Here is a 13809-nt window from a genome sequence, read left to right as displayed (position 1 = left end):
ACATTCGCTTGATTAACGGATGAAACCGACATAGTCACGTTTCATCATTAATCCTTTAATTTGACGAATAGTTTCAAGGGCAACCCCGACAACGATAAGTAAACTAGTCCCACCTAAACCAATTGATTCATCTAAGCCCCAAATATCGGAAGCTAATAATGGAATCAAGGAAATTAACCCAAGGTAGAGGGAACCAACCGTACTTAACCGCATCAACAATTTTGAAACCCAGTCTTGAGTATCTTTACCTGGCCAAACACCAGGAATATAGCTGCCCTGCTTTTGCAAGTTCTTGGACAGTTTTTCAGGGTTAACCTGAACAAACGCGTAGAAGAACGTGAAGAGCACAATCAGTACAGTGTATAGGATTGCACCGACCGTAGACTGCATATTAAAGACATTACTCATGATCTGGTACCAAGTTTCGTCACCATGACTGGCTTGGAAACCTAGCAAAATCGTTTGAGGTGTTGCAATGAAGGAACTCGCGAAAATAACGGGAATAACCCCGGCAACGTTCACCTTCAGTGGTAGATAACTACTGTCAGGTGCACCAGCTGCACGACGAGTGTATTGAATTGGAACACGGTCATTAGCTTGTTCGACCCACGTTACAAACATAACGATAATCAAGACAATCAATAATAACCCTACTACAAACAACCCACTTTGCCACCATTGATCTTTGGCTACGTTAACGAATTGTTCTTGATAAATTTGGTAAATCGAAGTTGGGACGCGGGCAATGATCCCGGCGAAGATAATAATGGAAACCCCATTACCAATCCCACGGTCCGTAATCATATCCCCCATCCAAGTGGTTAACATTGCCCCACCAGTTAGGATAATCCCAATTGTGAGGTAAGTGCTAATACTTGGGTTGTTAACTAATTTAAGTTGACTTAGGGAGTTAAACCCAGCAGTAATCCCAATCGATTGAATGAACGCTAAGACGATGGTCAGCCAACGGGTCGCTTGATTAAGCTTCCGTCGCCCAACTTCACCTTGTTTGCCCCATTCAACAAACTTAGGAACGATATCCATTTGTAACAATTGAACAATGATTTGTGCAGTAATGTAAGGGGATACCCCCATAGCAAGGATGGAATAATTTGTTAAACCGCCACCACTGAATGTATTCAACATACTTATCAGCCCTGATGACGCAACCGATTGGAGCGCTTGCGCATTAACACCAGGAACTGTGATATAAGAGCCAAGACGAAATACAATCAAAACGCCCAATGTGAACAGAAGTTTATTCCGAATATCCTTAACTTTGAGAGCGTTCTTCATGGTAGTCAGCAAATTAGATCACCTCAGTTTTACCGCCAGCAGCTTCGATTGCCGCAACAGCGGTTGCGGAGAACTTGCTTGCCTTAACTGTTAACTTTTTGTTGAGTTTACCATTACCAAGAACTTTAACAGCAGAACTCTTTTTAACCAAGCCAGCTTCTTTTAATGATTCTGGTGTTACTTCGGCACCATCATCAAAACGGTTTAAGCTATCAAGGTTAACAACCGCATATTCTTTACGGTTGATGTTAGTAAATCCACGTTTAGGAATCCGACGGTACAATGGCATTTGGCCACCTTCGAAACCTACACGAACTTTACTACGCGCCTTTTGACCCTTTTGGCCACGTCCAGCAGTCTTACCTTGGCCACTTGATTCACCACGACCAATACGACGACGTGAAAAACGTGAGCCTTCACTTGGAGTTAATTCATGTAACTTCATTTAGTAGGCACCTCCTCTTTGAAAATTTTAATTACTTAACGATTTCAACATCGATCAAGTGAGCGATGTGAAAGATTTGTCCGCGAGTTGCTGCGTCATCAGGCTTGATAACTGAGCTGTTAACCCGGCCAAGTCCTAATTCCTTAACAATTTTACGTTGCTTAGGAAGACGATGAGCTGCGCTGCGAACTAAAGTGATCTTTAATTGAGCCATGTTGTTTGTCCTCCTATTATTCAGCTAAATGGTCAGCTGAAACGCCACGTAAAGCAGCAACTTGTTCAGCAGTCTTTAAGCTCTTCAAACCTTCAAACGTTGCACGAACAACGTTAACAGGCGTGTTTGAGCCAAGTCGTTTACTAGTAACATCATCCACACCGGCTAATTCCATGACGGCACGAACGGCGCCACCAGCGGCAACTCCGGAACCTTCAACGGCAGGCTTAAGCAAAATGCGGCCACCGCCGAATACACCAAGCGTTTGATGAGGAATGGTGGTACCAACCATTGGTACAGTGATCAAGTTCTTTTTAGCAGCTTCGGAAGCTTTCCGAATTGCTTCTGGAACTTCTTGAGCCTTACCAGTACCGAAACCAACGTGTCCTTTGTGGTCCCCAACGATTACTAACGCAGCAAAACGTAGGCGACGACCACCTTTAACAACTTTGGTAATCCGGTTGATGGCAACAACATTATCGTCAAGATCTAATTTTGATGGATCAATGAAAGTCATATGGTATTATTCCTCCTTTGTTAGAATTTAAGTCCGTTTTCACGAGCGGCTTCAGCCAAGGCTTGAACCCGACCGTGATATAAGTAACCGCCACGATCAAAGACTACGTCAGAGATCTTCTTTTCAGCAGCTCGTTTAGCAACAACTTCACCGACGGACGCTGCCTTTTCGGTCTTGTTGTTACCTTTAACTTCGCTATCTAAAGTTGAGGCACTTGCGAGCGTTACACCCTCTACATCATCAATAACTTGAGCGTAGATGTTTTTGTTTGAACGATAAACATTTAAGCGTGGGCGCTCAGCAGTACCAGAAATCTTACCGCGAACACGTGCGTGACGACGTTGACGTGTTTTGTTTTTATCTGGTTTTGAAATCACAATAGTCACCTCTATATATTAGTATGGACAGCTTTAAGCTGCATTATTTACCAGTTTTACCTTCTTTACGACGAACATATTCATCGACGTAACGAATCCCTTTACCTTTGTAAGGTTCAGGTGAACGAACGGCCCGAACTTCGGCAGCAAAGTCACCGACAGCTTGCTTACCAATACCAGAGATATTGATGTGCGTGTTGTCAGGAACTTCAACAGTTAAGTTTTCAGGCGTTTCAAATTCAACAGGATGTGAGTAACCAACGCTCAATACTAATTTCTTGCCTTGCAATTGGGCACGGTAACCAACACCGACCAATTGAAGGTTCTTAGTAAAGCCTTTAGTAACACCATCAACCATGTTGTTAACATTAGCACGGGTAGTACCGTGTAATGCCTTCATTTTGTAGTCATTAGTTGGGCGAGTGAATTTAACTTCATTACCCTCAATTGACATTGTAATCTTACTGTCGATGTTCCGCGTTAACGTTCCTTTAGGTCCCTTAACCGTAACGACTTCGCCAGCTTGTGATACTTCTACCCCAGCAGGTAGTTCAATTACTTTATAACCAATACGACTCACTTACTTGCACCTCCCGTCTTAATTATTTATTACCAAACGTAAGCTAAAACTTCGCCGCCAAGCTTCTTAGCGCGAGCTTCTTTATCAGTAACAACGCCTTCTGAAGTTGAGATGATAGCAATTCCTAAACCGTTTAAAACCTTAGGAACAGAATCAGCTTTGACGTATGAACGTAAACCTGGCTTTGAAATACGCTTCAAACCAGAGATAACCCGTTCGTTGTCTTTACCATACTTCAAGAAGACACGAATGATGCCCTGTTTGTCATCATCGATGTATTCAACGTCGCGAACAAAACCTTCATTTTTTAAAATTTCAGCAATGTTGCGTTTGATTTTTGATGCAGGAACTTCTAATGAATCGTGACGTACCATGTTAGCGTTACGAATACGAGTCAAGAAATCTGCGATTGGATCAGTCATCATGAAAGTTTAACCTCCTTTAACTTGGGTTCTTTTTTACCAGCTGGCCTTTTTCATGCCAGGGATTTGACCTTTGTGGGCCAGGTCGCGTAAGCAGATACGGCACAAGTGGAATTTACGGTAAACTGAATGTGGACGACCACAACGTTCGCAACGCGTATAGTTTTGTACATTAAACTTTGCGCCACGTTTTTGTTTAGCAATTTGTGATTTTTTAGCCAACTTCGATTAACCCCCTTCGATTATTTAGCAAATGGCATGCCAAATTGAGTTAACAACTCACGTGATTCTTCATCACTATCAGCTGTTGTGACGATTACAATGTCTAAGCCGCGAACACGGTTAACATTATCATAGTTGATTTCTGGGAAGATCAATTGTTCACGGACACCCAATGTGTAGTTACCGCGACCATCAAATGAACGAGTACTTACACCATGGAAGTCACGAACACGTGGTAATGAAACATTGATCAACTTGTCCAAGAAGTCATACATACGTTCACCACGTAAGTCAACTTTGGCACCAATTGCCATACCTTCACGAAGACGGAAACCAGCGATAGATTTCTTTGCCCGGGTAACCAAAGGTTTTTGGCCGGCGATCAAAGTCAATTCTTCAACTGCTTCGTCTAAGTTTTTAGCGTTGGTAACTGCATCACCAACACCCATGTTCAAAACGATCTTTGCCAGCTTAGGAACTTGCATTACAGAAGTGTAATTGAACTTGTCAACTAAGGCTGGGACGATTTCTTTTTCATATTGAGCTTTTAAACGGTTTTCCATGAATCTTGCTTCCTCCTTTCAGTCAGTATTAATTTTCTAAGTCTTTACCAGACTTTTTAGCAAAACGGACACGCTTGCCATCATCTTCACGACGAACACCTAAACGAGTAGGTTCGTTGGTCGATGGGTCAAGGAACATTACGTTCGAAATATCAATTGGTGCTTCGATATCCACGATCCCGCCTTGGGGGTTAACGTTCGTTGGTTTTTGGTGTTTCTTGATCTTGTTAACACCTTCAACAACGACACGGTTCTTGGCAATAAGTACCTTTTTAACAGTACCTTCTTGACCACGATCCTTACCGCTGATTACACGAACTTTATCACCAGTTTTAATCAACATTAGGTTGCGCACCTCCTTATTTACGGTGTGTGACTACAGAACTTCTGGCGCTAATGAAACAATACGCATGAAGTCTTTATCACGTAATTCACGAGCGACAGGGCCAAAGATACGAGTACCTTGAGGGGTCTTGTCATCACGGATAATAACTGCTGCATTTTCGTCAAACTTGATGTATGAACCGTCTGCACGGTGAACACCAGATTTAGTCCGAACGATTACGGCTTTAACAACATCATGAGCTTTGACAACACCACCGGGTGTTGCTTGTTTGACCGTAGCGACGATAACATCACCAATGTTAGCAGTTTTACGACCGGAACCACCTAATACCTTAATAGTAAGGATTTCACGGGCACCGGAGTTGTCAGCAACTTTTAAACGACTTTCTTGTTGGATCACAGTAAGTGTCCTCCCTTCATGTAATTTTTTTCAGCTAATAAACTAGATAATAACAGCTTTTTGAACAACTTCAATTAAGCGGAAACGCTTTGTAGCTGAAAGAGGACGAGTTTCCATGATCTTAACAATATCGCCAGTCTTGGCTTCATTATTTTCATCATGAGCCTTGAATTTCTTTGAATAACGAACACGTTTGCCGTAAACGGGATGGTTCTTGTAAGTTTCGACAATGACAACGATGGTTTTGTCCATCTTATCTGAAACAACGCGTCCTTGGATAACCTTACGGCTGTTACGAGTATCTTCACTCATTCGTGATTGCCTCCTTTATACTCTACTTGTTTAACTCTTGTTCACGCAACGCAGTTTTAATACGCGCAATGTTCTTACGAACTTGTTTTAAACGAGCGGTGTTTTCAAGCTGACCAGTGGCCAATTGAAAACGCAAGTTGAAAAGTTCGTCTTTGTAAGACTTTTCTTTTTCGAGCATTTCAGTAGTGGACAATGCTTTAATTTCCTTAGCCTTCATCTGATTCGCCACCTACTTCCTCACGCTTAACAATTTTAGTTCTAACAGGTAATTTAGTGCCGGCCAAGCGTAATGCTTCGCGAGCAACTTCTTCGGAAACGCCACCGACTTCAAACATAATCTTGTTACGTTTTACTGGGGCAACCCAACCTGCAGGAGTACCTTTCCCATTACCCATCCGCACACCAACACCTTTTTCAGTGTAGGATTTGTGAGGGAAAATCTTAATCCATACCTTACCGCCACGCTTCATGTAACGGTTCATAGCAACACGAGCAGCTTCAATCTGTCGGTTACTGATCCAGTGTGATTCGAGTGTTTGTAAACCGAATTCACCAAAAGCAACTGTTTTACCGCCTTTAGCTTCACCGCGCATTTTACCACGGTGAACACGACGATACTTAACCCGTTTAGGTACCAGCATGTTTATTTTCCTCCTTTAGCTGCAGATTTCTTTTCTGGCAAGATTTCGCCACGGTAGATCCAGGTCTTAACACCTAATTTACCATAAGTGGTACGAGCTTCAACCCAGGCATAATCGATATCCGCACGCAAAGTATGCAACGGAACCGTACCATCGGAATAAGCTTCAACACGAGACATGTCGGCACCGTTTAAACGGCCGGCAACTTGTGTCTTGATACCTTTGGCGCCTGAACGCATAGTACGTTGCATAGCACCACGCATTGCACGACGGAAAGCAACACGGCCTTCAAGTTGACGCGCAATACTTTCACCAACTAATTTAGCATCTAAATCAGGCTTCTTGATTTCGATGATGTTGATGTGTACTCGTTTACCAGTTAAATTGTTTAATTCTTTACGAAGTGCTTCAACTTCAGAACCACCCTTACCGATAACCATTCCTGGTTTAGCGGTATGGATTGAAATGTTCACGCGGTTTGCTGCGCGTTCGATTTCAACGGTGGAGACGGAAGCGTCGGCAAGTCGTTGTTCGATATACTTACGGATGCGTAAATCTTCGTTTAAATAGGCTGCAAAATCTTTTTCAGCGTACCATTTTGCGTCCCAATCACGAATGATCCCTACACGTAATCCGGTTGGATTTACTTTTTGACCCACGCGTTATCCCTCCTATTTTTCAGTAACTGTGATCGTAATGTGGCTAGTCCGCTTGTTGATTGGTGAAGCAGAACCCTTTGCCCGTGGACGGAACCGTTTTAAGGTTGGTCCTTCGTTTACAAAAGCTTCGCTTACGACCAAATCTTCACGATCTAAGTCAAAGTTATTTTCAGCGTTAGCAACTGCTGATAGCAATACCTTTTCAACTACTGGAGAAGCACCCCGTGGAGTGAACTTCAAAGTTGCTAAGGCTTCGGCAACGCTTTTACCTCTGATAAGATCGACAACTAGGCGGACCTTACGAGCGGCAATGCGAACAGTTTTTGCAGTTGCACGTGCAGATGTTACTTGTTCAGCCATTCTATATATCCTCCTTACTACTTAGTTGTCTTATCGTCTGTACCATGACCATGGAAAGTACGAGTTGGAACAAATTCGCCTAACTTGTGACCTACCATATCGTCTTGGATATAAACTGGGACATGCTTGCGCCCATCATATACAGCGATAGTGTACCCAATAAAACTTGGGAAAATTGTTGAACGACGTGACCACGTCTTAATGACAGATTTCTTGTCAGAATCAGATTGTGCATCGATCTTCTTTAAAAGATGCGAATCTGCGAAAGGTCCCTTCTTTAAACTACGACCCATCGTGTGACCTCCTCTCGAGAGCTACAGTAATTTCAGAATTTATTAGTGCTTACCTGGACGACGACCACGAACAATAAGCTTGTTTGAACGAGCTTTAGAGTTACGAGTCTTCTTACCAAGAGTCTTCTTACCCCATGGAGACATTGGAGATGGATGACCGATTGGCGCTTTACCTTCACCACCACCATGAGGGTGATCGTTAGGGTTCATTACAGAACCACGAACTGTTGGGCGTTTACCTTGCCAACGAGTACGACCGGCTTTACCTGAATTGATTAATTCGTGTTGTTCGTTACCAACAGTACCAATAGTGGCACGGCTTGTAAGAAGAACTAAACGAACTTCGCCAGAAGACAAACGTACGATAGCGTACTTGCCTTCCTTACCAAGCAATTGAGCTGAAGCACCAGCAGAGCGAGCTAATTGGCCACCCTTACCTGGCTTCAATTCGATGTTGTGAATAATAGTACCAACTGGAATGTTGTTTAATGGTAAGGCGTTACCAATCTTGATATCAGCTTCGACACCTGATTGAACCGTCATGCCAACTTCCAAACCTTTTGGTGCTAAAATGTATGATTTCACACCGTCAGCATAAACAATTAAAGCGATGTTAGCTGTCCGGTTAGGATCATATTCGATTGCTTTAACGGTTGCAGGAAGTTCATCCTTGATCCGCTTAAAGTCAACCAAACGGTATTGTTGCTTATGACCGCCACCACGGTGACGAACAGTAATGTGACCATAACTGTTACGACCGGCTGTATGACTTTGTGAGTCTAATAATGACTTTTCTGGTTTAGTCTTAGTAATTTCGGCGAAATCAGAACCAGTCATATTACGACGGCCGTTAGTGGTTGGTTTATACTTCTTAATACCCACTAGAGTTACCTCCTAAATTAGAATTATTTTTGGTTGTCGTCGTTGAACAACTTAATTTCGTTAGAATCAGAACTTAAGGTAACAATAGCCTTACGACGCTTCTTAGTGTAGCCGGCGTAACGACCTTGACGCTTAAGCTTGCCTTTAACGTTCATTACGTTAACTTTAACAACCTTAACATCGAAGATTTCTTCGATAGCTTTTTTAACTTGTGTTTTTGTCGCCTGTACGTTGACATCAAATGTGTAGCGCTTGTCGTCCAAGTCAGCCATTGATGATTCAGTAACTACAGGACGTAGAATTACATCGCGTGCTTCCATTATGCGAGCGCCTCCCCTAATTGATCGAGGGCTTTTTGAGTAACGACTAATTTGTCACTTTTAGCGACATCTAAGACGTTAACACCTTTGGCTTTTAGGATCTTAACATTTGGTAAGTTACGACCTGCCAAAGCAGCCTTTTCATTGTCCTCTTCAACCAAAACAAGAGTCTTGGTGTCTAAGTTGAGGTTATTTAATACGTTAGCAAATTCCTTAGTCTTTGGTGCGTCGAAAGCTAAAGTTTCAACTGCAACTAAGCTGTTGTCTAAGACCTTTTGTGAAAGGACAGACTTCAAAGCTAAGCGCATAACCTTCTTAGGTAATTTGTAGCTGTATGAACGTGGAGTTGGTCCGAAGACGATCCCACCTTTACGCCATTGTGGCGAACGGATAGAACCTTGACGCGCACGACCAGTACCCTTTTGACGCCATGGTTTACGACCACCACCGCGACGAGCACTACGGTTCTTAACTGCGTGAGTTCCTTGACGCAAAGATGCACGTTGCATCAAGATGGCGTCAAAAACAACGTTTTCGTTTGGTTCAATACCAAACACAGCGTCATTCAAAGTAACGTCACCATTCTGCGTACCGTCTTGTTTATATAATGCTACGCTAGTCATGTATTATGTCCTCCTTCCTTATTTACTCTTTACAGATGTTTTAATCGTTACAAATGATTTGTTTACGCCAGGGACATTCCCTTTGATTAACAATACGTTGTTTTCAACGTCGGCACGAACAATTTGTAAGTTTTGCATCGTCCGTTGATGATTACCCATCCGGCCTGGTAATTTCTTACCCTTGAATACCCGGTTAATAATGGCACCCAATGAACCTGGACGACGGTGGTAACGAGACCCATGAGACATAGGACCGCGACTTTGACCGTCTTTATGGATATTACCTTGGTAACCATGACCTTTAGTGATACCCGTAACATCGACAGCGTCACCAGCTGCGAAAATATCAGCCTTGACTTCGTCACCTACTGTGTAATCTCCAAGCTCAACATTACGAATTTCACGAATGAAGCGCTTAGGAGTCGTTTTTGCTTTTGCTGCATGACCTTGAGCAGGTTTGTTCGTCAAAACTTCACGTTTGTCGTCAACACCTAATTGAATTGCTTCGTAACCGTCGTTTTCAACAGTCTTAACTTGCAACACAACGTTAGGTTGAACTTCAACAACTGTAACTGGGACTAATTCCCCGTTTTCAGTGAAGACTTGCGTCATTCCTACCTTTTTCCCTAAGATTCCTTTAGTGGTCATGAGTACACCTCCAATTAATTGATATTATTTTTAAAAATTAAAGCTTGATTTCAATATCTACACCGCTAGGCAAGTCTAACTTCATTAATGAGTCGACTGTCTTAGGCGTTGGGTTAACGATATCGATTAAACGCTTGTGAGTCCGCATTTCGAATTGTTCACGTGAGTCTTTAAACTTATGTGGTGAACGTAGAACGGTGTAAATAGTCCGTTCAGTTGGTAAAGGAATTGGACCTGAAATAGTAGCACCAGTTCTCTTTGCCGTTTCGACAATCTTGTCAGCTGACTGATCAAGAATACGGTGTTCGTATGCCTTTAAACGGATACGAATTTTTTGCTTTGCCATTGTTGTGACCTCCTTCGTCTATTTTGAAAATAAGACTAGCTCCGTGAAAATTACCGCCGCGCCCCATGACAATGTGGCCGGGCGTGTCGCAACCTTTCACATCAAAGCTAACTACGACTACTTGATGCTGGGGGATACAGTTATCCCCTTCTAAATACCAAGCACAATCTATAATAAATGAAAAGCTTTGTAATAGCAAGTGCTTTCGCACTTTTTTCAAACCATCGTTGTAAACCGTGTTACCTTTTTTGAACCAGCATCAATAAATGTAACATAAATCTGATGAAAATAGTAGACCTTTTAGCCTTTATTTTCAGATTTAACTTTTCTCATCACATTTCTTGGTACTCGTCATTGGATGATTGATCTACTGTGACTCTCAATAGCCAATTGGATCAATCACTAATCAGTCTTACGGCACGACAACATTAAGCATGATACTCGGGTTTGGATTTGATTGCAAGTCGTTGCACATCTTTTTTAAAGGTTCATACCATGACTAGCCGCTCACAGCAGACACTCGGCTTTACTTCAATTATTTATCTAGTGCTATCCGGACAACGGCTCACAGTCCACGTACTAGCGTTCACCTCTAATAGTGGTCAATTCACCGTATGCAGTCAATACTTTGCTAAAACGCCCTAAAATCGGCATTCTAAGCCATGACTGATATGCACTTTATAGAAAATATACATTTTCACGCTAAATATCCATCCTAGTCACGTTATATACGCGTGATTTGCGTGCCCATTCGACATAGAAACGAATAACTATGCACTATTAATGATTAAAATACAAATCACCCTATCAATAGGATTGCTAACGTCTCCAATTCGTCCACACTAAGCTGCTATGTTCAGCGAAGTCAGGTAGGACGGATCTGCTGTGTCGATAATATCAGCGGCGTTTTCTAGCCACTGATATTATGAGGAAATTTAAAGACGTGGTTTATCGGCTTTAAATCGAGGTTCCAGACCGCACTAAGGCTGGAACCGTCCTCCACAGCAGATCTGTCCTACCTGGCGAAGCACCATTTCAATTTTTTAACCTATGTACAAAAAAACCGCTGAGCACGAGGCTCAACGATTTTTTTAATCAAGCTTATTCGGCAGGAGTACCGCCATTTTTCTTGATAATATCTTCTTGAACAGACTTTGGTACCTTTTCGTAATGATCAAATGTCATTGTGAAGGTCCCACGGCCTTGGGTTGATGAACGTAAGGTAGTTGCATAACCAAACATTTCAGCCAAAGGAACGAATGCGTGAACTTCTTGTGCGTTCCCACGTTCTTCCATCCCATCGATAGTACCACGACGAGCAGTAACGTGACCCATAACATCACCTAAGTAATCTTCTGGGGCAACGATATCAACCTTCATGATAGGTTCAAGGATAACAGGACCAGCTGACTTAGCAGCATTCCGTAAGGCTAATGAAGCGGCAATCTTGAAGGCTGCTTCACTAGAATCGACATCATGGTAAGAACCATCATACAATTTAGCCTTAACGTCAACTAAAGGATAACCAGCTAAGACACCGTTGGCCATTGATTCCTTCAAACCTTGTTCAACTGAAGGAATGTATTCGCGAGGAACAACCCCACCGACGATGGCATCTTCGAATTCGAAGCCTTTACCTTCTTCGTTAGGTGTAAATTCAACCCAAACATCCCCATATTGACCTTTACCACCAGATTGGTGAACGAACTTACCTTGGACCTTAGTGGCCTTGGTGAAGGTTTCACGATATGAAACTTGAGGTGCACCAACAGTTGCTTCAACGTTGAATTCACGACGCATCCGGTCAACAATGATGTCCAAATGAAGTTCACCCATCCCAGCGATTAAAGTTTCACCAGTTTCAGGGTTAGTTTCAGCCTTGAAAGTAGGATCTTCTTCAGAAAGCTTTTGTAAGGCAACGTTCATCTTATCTTGGTCAGCCTTAGTCTTAGGTTCAACGGCAACCTGGATAACTGGGTCAGGGAATTCCATTGATTCCAAATGATATGGATGGTCAACAGAAGTCAATGAGTCACCAGTAGTGGTGTTCTTCAAACCAATGGCAGCGGCGATATCACCAGAGAATACTTCTGGGATTTCTTTACGTTGGTTAGAATGCATTTGAAGCAAACGACCAACACGTTCACGCTTGTCCTTAGTTGCGTTTAAGACGTATGAACCAGATTCCAAAGTTCCTTGGTAAACCCGGATGAAAGTCAAACGACCAACGAATGGGTCGGTAGCAACCTTAAATGCTAAGGCAGCAAATGGCTTGTCGTCACCGGCAATTAAGTCAACTTCTTCATCAGTTTCAGGATCAGTGGCCTTGTATGGCTTAACATCAAGTGGTGATGGTAAGTAATCCACGGTCGCATCCATTAACATTTGAATACCCTTGTTCTTGAAAGCCGAACCAGCAAGAACTGGGAAGAATTCAAGTGCTAAAGTACCTTTACGGATAGCAGCTTTGATTTCTTCTTTAGAAATCTCTTCACCACCAAGGTACTTTTCCATGATACCGTCATCGATGTCAGCTAAGGCTTCAATCAAGTCATCACGTGCAGCTTGGGCTTCTTCTTTGTATTCGTCAGGAACGTCAACAGTATCCCATTCCGTACCAAGTTCATCTTCATCATAAAGATCAGCTTTCATTTCGATTAAGTCAATGACCCCTTCGAAATGATCTTCGGCACCGATTGGTAATTGGATAGCGTGGGCGTTAGCTTGTAAACGATCATGGATCGTGCTTACAGAGTACTTGAAGTCCGCACCGATTTTGTCCATCTTGTTAACGAAAACGACCCGAGGAACGTTATACGTTGAGGCTTGACGCCAAACCGTTTCAGTTTGAGGTTCAACACCAGCTTGGGCATCCAATACGGCGATCGCACCATCTAAAACCCGAAGTGAACGTTCAACTTCAACAGTGAAGTCAACGTGTCCTGGGGTATCGATGATGTTAATCCGATGGTTTTTCCACTGTGCAGTCGTTGCAGCAGAGGTAATGGTAATCCCACGTTCTTGTTCTTGGGCCATCCAGTCCATTTGTGAAGCACCATCATGGGTTTCACCAATTTTGTGGATTTTACCAGTATAGTACAAGATACGTTCGGTAGTGGTCGTCTTACCAGCATCAATATGGGCCATGATACCAATGTTACGAGTCTTATCGAGTGAAAATTCTCGTGTGTTAGCCATAAGAAATGTGTTACTCCTCTCAATATTAAATAGAATTAACAATAGAACCTAAATTTATAGGTAAGCATAAAACTTTTTTCAAAAAATGACTACTATATGCTCACATATAATAGCCACCTTGTTGTTGCGTTTTAGTTAAAGGCGAG

At 42.6% G+C, this 13809-nt stretch carries 23 protein-coding genes; all 23 read right to left on the bottom strand.

Annotated features, from left to right (window positions below; all coding sequences use genetic code 11):
* Window positions 1-12: 12 nt before the first annotated feature.
* The 23 genes from secY to fusA all read right to left on the bottom strand — a co-directional run bounded on the left by secY (window position 13) and on the right by fusA (window position 13663).
* The gene (gene secY, locus AAA939_RS05055; RefSeq protein WP_057706084.1) at window positions 13-1308 is read right to left on the bottom strand and encodes a preprotein translocase subunit SecY; all 1296 of its coding nucleotides are present in this window, start codon (window positions 1306-1308) and stop codon (window positions 13-15) included.
* Window position 1309: 1 nt separating this feature from the next.
* Entirely contained in the window at window positions 1310-1741 is a 432-nt protein-coding gene (gene rplO / locus AAA939_RS05050) for a 50S ribosomal protein L15 (protein WP_338207980.1), read from the bottom strand.
* Between the two features lie 31 nt (window positions 1742-1772).
* Complete coding sequence (rpmD, locus tag AAA939_RS05045; protein WP_057706086.1) at window positions 1773-1955, bottom strand: 50S ribosomal protein L30; 183 nt, start codon at window positions 1953-1955, stop codon at window positions 1773-1775.
* Window positions 1956-1971: 16 nt separating this feature from the next.
* Window positions 1972-2472 (bottom strand): 30S ribosomal protein S5, encoded by a 501-nt coding sequence (gene rpsE, locus AAA939_RS05040; protein WP_057706087.1) that lies wholly within the window; start codon window positions 2470-2472, stop codon window positions 1972-1974.
* A 20-nt stretch (window positions 2473-2492) separates the two neighbouring features.
* The gene (rplR, locus tag AAA939_RS05035; protein ID WP_057706088.1) at window positions 2493-2858 is read right to left on the bottom strand and encodes a 50S ribosomal protein L18; all 366 of its coding nucleotides are present in this window, start codon (window positions 2856-2858) and stop codon (window positions 2493-2495) included.
* A 34-nt stretch (window positions 2859-2892) separates the two neighbouring features.
* Window positions 2893-3429: a 50S ribosomal protein L6 gene (rplF, locus tag AAA939_RS05030; RefSeq protein ID WP_338207979.1), complete on the bottom strand. Its 537-nt coding sequence runs from the start codon at window positions 3427-3429 to the stop codon at window positions 2893-2895.
* A gap of 29 nt (window positions 3430-3458) precedes the next feature.
* Complete coding sequence (gene rpsH / locus AAA939_RS05025) at window positions 3459-3854, bottom strand: 30S ribosomal protein S8 (protein WP_057706090.1); 396 nt, start codon at window positions 3852-3854, stop codon at window positions 3459-3461.
* Window positions 3855-3887: 33 nt separating this feature from the next.
* A complete protein-coding gene (locus AAA939_RS05020) occupies window positions 3888-4073 on the bottom strand; it encodes a type Z 30S ribosomal protein S14 (protein WP_003638073.1) in 186 nt (61 codons plus the stop codon).
* Window positions 4074-4093: 20 nt separating this feature from the next.
* A complete protein-coding gene (gene rplE, locus AAA939_RS05015; RefSeq protein WP_054399403.1) occupies window positions 4094-4636 on the bottom strand; it encodes a 50S ribosomal protein L5 in 543 nt (180 codons plus the stop codon).
* 28 nt (window positions 4637-4664) lie between these two features.
* Window positions 4665-4979: a 50S ribosomal protein L24 gene (rplX, locus tag AAA939_RS05010; RefSeq protein ID WP_057706091.1), complete on the bottom strand. Its 315-nt coding sequence runs from the start codon at window positions 4977-4979 to the stop codon at window positions 4665-4667.
* A 33-nt stretch (window positions 4980-5012) separates the two neighbouring features.
* Complete coding sequence (gene rplN / locus AAA939_RS05005) at window positions 5013-5381, bottom strand: 50S ribosomal protein L14 (protein ID WP_003641257.1); 369 nt, start codon at window positions 5379-5381, stop codon at window positions 5013-5015.
* 42 nt (window positions 5382-5423) lie between these two features.
* Entirely contained in the window at window positions 5424-5693 is a 270-nt protein-coding gene (gene rpsQ, locus AAA939_RS05000; RefSeq protein ID WP_024624520.1) for a 30S ribosomal protein S17, read from the bottom strand.
* 22 nt (window positions 5694-5715) lie between these two features.
* Entirely contained in the window at window positions 5716-5910 is a 195-nt protein-coding gene (gene rpmC, locus AAA939_RS04995) for a 50S ribosomal protein L29 (RefSeq protein ID WP_003638068.1), read from the bottom strand.
* Window positions 5900-6334 carry a 50S ribosomal protein L16 gene (gene rplP / locus AAA939_RS04990; protein WP_057706092.1) on the bottom strand — a complete coding sequence of 145 codons (435 nt, stop codon included), beginning with the start codon at window positions 6332-6334 and terminating at the stop codon, window positions 5900-5902. Before rplP ends, rpmC begins: the two co-directional genes overlap by 11 nt.
* A 2-nt stretch (window positions 6335-6336) precedes the next feature.
* Window positions 6337-6993, bottom strand: coding sequence for a 30S ribosomal protein S3 (gene rpsC / locus AAA939_RS04985; RefSeq protein WP_057706093.1), 657 nt, complete (start codon window positions 6991-6993; stop codon window positions 6337-6339).
* Between the two features lie 12 nt (window positions 6994-7005).
* Entirely contained in the window at window positions 7006-7353 is a 348-nt protein-coding gene (gene rplV / locus AAA939_RS04980; protein WP_057706094.1) for a 50S ribosomal protein L22, read from the bottom strand.
* 17 nt (window positions 7354-7370) lie between these two features.
* Complete coding sequence (gene rpsS, locus AAA939_RS04975) at window positions 7371-7646, bottom strand: 30S ribosomal protein S19 (protein ID WP_057706095.1); 276 nt, start codon at window positions 7644-7646, stop codon at window positions 7371-7373.
* A gap of 42 nt (window positions 7647-7688) precedes the next feature.
* Entirely contained in the window at window positions 7689-8528 is an 840-nt protein-coding gene (gene rplB / locus AAA939_RS04970; RefSeq protein ID WP_338207978.1) for a 50S ribosomal protein L2, read from the bottom strand.
* Window positions 8529-8551: 23 nt separating this feature from the next.
* Window positions 8552-8848 (bottom strand): 50S ribosomal protein L23, encoded by a 297-nt coding sequence (gene rplW, locus AAA939_RS04965; RefSeq protein ID WP_057706097.1) that lies wholly within the window; start codon window positions 8846-8848, stop codon window positions 8552-8554.
* Window positions 8848-9471, bottom strand: coding sequence for a 50S ribosomal protein L4 (gene rplD / locus AAA939_RS04960; RefSeq protein WP_338207977.1), 624 nt, complete (start codon window positions 9469-9471; stop codon window positions 8848-8850). The genes rplW and rplD overlap by 1 nt, the downstream gene beginning before the upstream one ends.
* A gap of 18 nt (window positions 9472-9489) precedes the next feature.
* Window positions 9490-10119 carry a 50S ribosomal protein L3 gene (rplC, locus tag AAA939_RS04955; RefSeq protein WP_057706099.1) on the bottom strand — a complete coding sequence of 210 codons (630 nt, stop codon included), beginning with the start codon at window positions 10117-10119 and terminating at the stop codon, window positions 9490-9492.
* Between the two features lie 37 nt (window positions 10120-10156).
* Window positions 10157-10465 (bottom strand): 30S ribosomal protein S10, encoded by a 309-nt coding sequence (gene rpsJ / locus AAA939_RS04950; RefSeq protein ID WP_003638059.1) that lies wholly within the window; start codon window positions 10463-10465, stop codon window positions 10157-10159.
* A 1101-nt stretch (window positions 10466-11566) separates the two neighbouring features.
* Window positions 11567-13663: an elongation factor G gene (gene fusA / locus AAA939_RS04945; RefSeq protein WP_338207976.1), complete on the bottom strand. Its 2097-nt coding sequence runs from the start codon at window positions 13661-13663 to the stop codon at window positions 11567-11569.
* Window positions 13664-13809: the final 146 nt, after the last annotated feature.

This window comes from Lactiplantibacillus paraxiangfangensis, assembly GCF_036246185.1.
GTDB classification, from domain to species: Bacteria; Bacillota; Bacilli; order Lactobacillales; family Lactobacillaceae; genus Lactiplantibacillus; species Lactiplantibacillus paraxiangfangensis.
The sequence above is the reverse complement of the archived record's forward strand: the minus strand, read 5'-3'. Positions and strand labels throughout refer to the sequence as shown.

Coding starts and splice junctions, on each gene's coding strand:
- rplV (WP_057706094.1), bottom strand. CDS start 7,353: ATGGCTGAACAAGTAACATCTGCACGTGCAACTGCAAAAACTGTTCGC.
- rplP (WP_057706092.1), bottom strand. CDS start 6,334: ATGCTGGTACCTAAACGGGTTAAGTATCGTCGTGTTCACCGTGGTAAA.
- rpsE (WP_057706087.1), bottom strand. CDS start 2,472: ATGACTTTCATTGATCCATCAAAATTAGATCTTGACGATAATGTTGTT.
- rpmC (WP_003638068.1), bottom strand. CDS start 5,910: ATGAAGGCTAAGGAAATTAAAGCATTGTCCACTACTGAAATGCTCGAA.
- rpsQ (WP_024624520.1), bottom strand. CDS start 5,693: ATGAGTGAAGATACTCGTAACAGCCGTAAGGTTATCCAAGGACGCGTT.
- rpsJ (WP_003638059.1), bottom strand. CDS start 10,465: ATGGCAAAGCAAAAAATTCGTATCCGTTTAAAGGCATACGAACACCGT.
- rplE (WP_054399403.1), bottom strand. CDS start 4,636: ATGGAAAACCGTTTAAAAGCTCAATATGAAAAAGAAATCGTCCCAGCC.
- rpsH (WP_057706090.1), bottom strand. CDS start 3,854: ATGATGACTGATCCAATCGCAGATTTCTTGACTCGTATTCGTAACGCT.
- rplX (WP_057706091.1), bottom strand. CDS start 4,979: ATGTTGATTAAAACTGGTGATAAAGTTCGTGTAATCAGCGGTAAGGAT.
- rplO (WP_338207980.1), bottom strand. CDS start 1,741: ATGAAGTTACATGAATTAACTCCAAGTGAAGGCTCACGTTTTTCACGT.
- fusA (WP_338207976.1), bottom strand. CDS start 13,663: ATGGCTAACACACGAGAATTTTCACTCGATAAGACTCGTAACATTGGT.
- rpmD (WP_057706086.1), bottom strand. CDS start 1,955: ATGGCTCAATTAAAGATCACTTTAGTTCGCAGCGCAGCTCATCGTCTT.
- rplC (WP_057706099.1), bottom strand. CDS start 10,119: ATGACCACTAAAGGAATCTTAGGGAAAAAGGTAGGAATGACGCAAGTC.
- rplD (WP_338207977.1), bottom strand. CDS start 9,471: ATGACTAGCGTAGCATTATATAAACAAGACGGTACGCAGAATGGTGAC.
- rplW (WP_057706097.1), bottom strand. CDS start 8,848: ATGGAAGCACGCGATGTAATTCTACGTCCTGTAGTTACTGAATCATCA.
- rpsS (WP_057706095.1), bottom strand. CDS start 7,646: ATGGGTCGTAGTTTAAAGAAGGGACCTTTCGCAGATTCGCATCTTTTA.